This window comes from Sporobacter termitidis DSM 10068, from assembly GCF_900130065.1.
GTDB classification, from domain to species: Bacteria; Bacillota; Clostridia; order Oscillospirales; family Oscillospiraceae; genus Sporobacter; species Sporobacter termitidis.
In genome coordinates this window covers 1-3,188 of the sequence record NZ_FQXV01000031.1, presented here as the reverse complement: position 1 = coordinate 3,188, position 3,188 = coordinate 1, and the positions used below count along the sequence as shown (strand labels likewise).

General features: G+C 52.6%; 8 protein-coding genes. All 8 read left to right on the top strand.

Translation table 11 applies throughout. The annotated features are described in order from the left end of the window. Positions 1 to 312: head-tail connector protein (locus BUB60_RS20355; protein ID WP_159435490.1), on the top strand; the 312-nt coding region annotated here is incomplete at its 5' end. Positions 313 to 323: 11 nt separating this feature from the next. Further along, complete coding sequence (locus BUB60_RS19380; protein ID WP_073083413.1) at positions 324 to 677, top strand: hypothetical protein; 354 nt, start codon at positions 324 to 326, stop codon at positions 675 to 677. Beyond that, positions 667 to 1,107, top strand: a complete 441-nt coding sequence (locus BUB60_RS19375; RefSeq protein ID WP_073083408.1) for an HK97-gp10 family putative phage morphogenesis protein — start codon at positions 667 to 669, stop codon at positions 1,105 to 1,107. The genes BUB60_RS19380 and BUB60_RS19375 overlap by 11 nt, the downstream gene beginning before the upstream one ends. Next, positions 1,107 to 1,490, top strand: coding sequence for a hypothetical protein (locus BUB60_RS19370; RefSeq protein WP_073083391.1), 384 nt, complete (start codon positions 1,107 to 1,109; stop codon positions 1,488 to 1,490). Before BUB60_RS19375 ends, BUB60_RS19370 begins: the two co-directional genes overlap by 1 nt. Positions 1,491 to 1,505: 15 nt before the next feature. Then, positions 1,506 to 2,210: a hypothetical protein gene (locus tag BUB60_RS19365; RefSeq protein ID WP_073083388.1), complete on the top strand. Its 705-nt coding sequence runs from the start codon at positions 1,506 to 1,508 to the stop codon at positions 2,208 to 2,210. A 51-nt stretch (positions 2,211 to 2,261) separates the two neighbouring features. Continuing rightward, the gene (locus tag BUB60_RS19360) at positions 2,262 to 2,633 is read left to right on the top strand and encodes a DUF6096 family protein (protein ID WP_143162437.1); all 372 of its coding nucleotides are present in this window, start codon (positions 2,262 to 2,264) and stop codon (positions 2,631 to 2,633) included. A gap of 68 nt (positions 2,634 to 2,701) precedes the next feature. Continuing rightward, positions 2,702 to 2,983, top strand: a complete 282-nt coding sequence (locus tag BUB60_RS19355; protein ID WP_073083382.1) for a hypothetical protein — start codon at positions 2,702 to 2,704, stop codon at positions 2,981 to 2,983. Then, positions 2,980 to 3,188 (top strand): hypothetical protein (locus tag BUB60_RS19350; protein ID WP_143162436.1); only part of this gene is annotated, 209 nt, incomplete at its 3' end. The genes BUB60_RS19355 and BUB60_RS19350, both read left to right, overlap by 4 nt.

The window sequence follows — 3,188 nt, the reverse complement described above, 5'->3', positions numbered from 1 at the left end:
TATTGCTCCGCTTCTCCTTCCGTTGACAATGCGGCCAAGTACGGGTCATTTATCGAGCAGGCGCGGGTGAGCATCTTGGCGTATTGTCATCAACCCATGGGCGTCATGAGCTTTCCCGACTGGATGCTGATGCCATGGGTGGAAATCAGTTACGCCATTATGAATGGCGGCGTTTTCGAGCGCTCTAAGGGCGTAGTGACGTCCATCAATGAGGATGACACGGCGATCAGTTTCGCTACTGACATCAACAAGGCGACGATGCCGACGGTTGATTATTCGCAAATCCTCAACCATTTCCGGCGCTTGTATTAGGTGGTGATTGTGTGGACCTCTCCCAATATGCTCCGCTCCTTGAGCCCATGCACGATACGACTGTACGGCGGTTTACGAAGGTGAAGCAGTCCAGCGGATACGTCGGTGACACGTATGTCTGGTTGGCGCAAGGGATTATGCAATGCGGCCGCTATCCGGCGACCGATAAGCAATCAATCGAGCTTTACGGCCCGCGTACCGAGCAGATGCTCCGGCTGCATTTTGTTCCGGGCGCCGTTATAAACGACGGCGACGGCATCGCCTTTGACTCAGCTGCGATAGAGCCCACACATAAGGTCATCAGCGCAAAACCCCGGAAGATGCACACATTAGTCGTCGTGGAGGTGATTGGCGTTGGAGATTGAAATCAAAGGCCTTGATAAGCTGCTGAAAAAGCTCGACCGACTCGGCGGGGATGTCGAGCAGGGCTTAAATAGGGCGATTGTTGACCTTGGCGAAAAAATCCAAGCGGCCGCGAAAGAAGAGTGCACCGTAGATACCGGAAACCTCCGTTCCAGCATCACGCTTGCGTCGCCCGCGCCAAATACCGTAACCATCGGGACAAACGTCGAATACGCCCCCTATGTCGAATACGGGACTGGAGGCAAGGGCGATCCGTCAGTACCGCATACCACAAAGGAGTATTGGCGATATCGCGGAAAGGGCGGCCAATGGTTTACAAGTCACGGTCAGGAGCCGCAGCCGTTCATGCGCCCGGCGTTCGCTCGGTATAAGGATAAGGCGGGCGAGATTGTCAAGAAGTCCTTGGAAGGGCAGATTAAGGGGGCGCGTTAATGGTAGACCTCAATCATGACATTGACGAACTCCTGAACGATATTGCACCGGTGCAACTGCAATTCCCGGATACATCACAATCGTTCCCCCTGATAACGCTGTTCGGCGTTGATAACAGCAGCAATCTTATCTTGGACGGCGCCGAACGTTTATCTTCAATAGTTCTGCAACTCGACGCTTGGGACACGTCCAAAAACGGGAATACGCGCCAGCGCTGCAACGAACTAGCGGCCGACGTCAGCGCACGGATGATCGGCCGGGGTTGGAGGCGGGACCAGGGCCGCGAAATGAGAGACCCTTCCGGTTTGCACCGATACATGATGCAGTTTAGCGGCGTCGTTGACAATGTCACCGGCGCTATTTATCAAAAAAGTAGATTTTAAAGGAGCTGAATATACATGGCTGAATCACCGTTACTCGGTACAGTACTGTCGGCAAGTTCGACACAGAACGGTACATATTTGCCGTTGTACGGCCTTTCCAATGTGCCGGACATGTCGTTTGCTGCCGATCAGGTAGAGGTCACAAATTTCTCTGATAAAAACAAGCGATTCGTCCCCGGCATTATTGACCTGGGCAATCCTGAATTTGAGTTCTTCAACAATGACGCTCTGGACGTGGCAGAGCAGATTAAAAATTCCTACCAGTATCTGCGGGCCGCCGAACTCGATCATACGGCGCTATGGTTCAAACTCGTCTATCCTGACGGCACTGGTTTTCAGTGGCAGGCGTACGTTATCACAACTCGCGTCGGCGGTGGCCCGAGCGACGCGCTGTCGTTCCGAGCGCAGATGTTGTTTGCCAGCAATATCATTGATATTCCTGGCATTGGCATCCTGACGTTTACATGCACAACCGGCTCATCTGCCGGCAATACGAAAGTCGCTTCGGTATCTCCGGTGCTCACATCGGGCAATAGCTATGTCTATGTGGTCGGTGACAACCTTGAGCTTCCCACAGCGGGCGCATCCGTGGCTGGAGCGCCTTATACGCTCGGCACTAACATTACCGCTTCGGCGGTTCAGCACGTCATGCTTATCGAAGTCACGGCGGCGTGGAGAGCCGTCAAAGCCGGGATTGCTGTCGCGGTTCCGGCGTCCTAATCGAGGGGCCAACACGGCCCCTCTTGATTTTGAAAATAAGGATGGTTAACCATGTATTATACAACTTGGAGAGTCGACGGAGAGGAATACAAACTCCGCCTTAACACTATGGCGGCCGTGCAGATCGAAAAGCAGCTTGAAATGGGTATGAGCGAAATTGTCACCCATATCACGGATACAACCGTCATTGTCACCCTTCTTTGGGGCGCAATGCAGCACTTTCACCATGGCACGAATATGAAGGACGTCTGCGGCATTTACGACCGCTATCTTGATGGCGGCGGGGATATAGAGCAGATGACGGACGTTCTTGTTGATCTGCTTGCGCAGGTTGGCTTCGGCAGCAAATCAAAAAACGCGGTGGGCCAGAAAGCGGGCGGTCAGGCGGCGGAGACATTTCCGGGCGGACTTACGACAATTTAACTGACGCTATTCTGGCCGCAAAACCCGATGCGCTTTTCATAGGCATCGCGACAGACCGCTTTTGGACTATGACGTACATCGAAGTCATTGACGAAATCGATGCATATAATCGGCGGCGCGAGTCGGAAACGAAAGATTATATGCATACAAGAGCCGCCCTAGATTATCACCTTGGGCGGTTAATTGGCATTGCGTTCAATGATCCGAAAAAATACCCAGACTCGTTTGAAAAGGCCTACCCGCATTTATTCAAAAAAGAGCGCAAGGTATTTGATTATCAGGAGCACAAGGCCCAGTTCGCGGCGTATGCGAAAGTGCACAATCAGCAGAGAGGGGGCACACAGAAATGACCGTTGAAGAGCTGCAAATCATCGTCAGAACAAAAACGGAGTCTGCCGAGAAAAAAATTGCAGGCCTTAAAAAAAGATTTGAGTCTATCCAGCAGACGAAGGTTCCCGACGTTCAAGTGTCTACCGGCAAAGCTGAAACGGCGCTGAAACGTCTGCAAGCGGAGGTTGACCGCACACAGGCCAAGATGGCCAAAATCAACGAGAA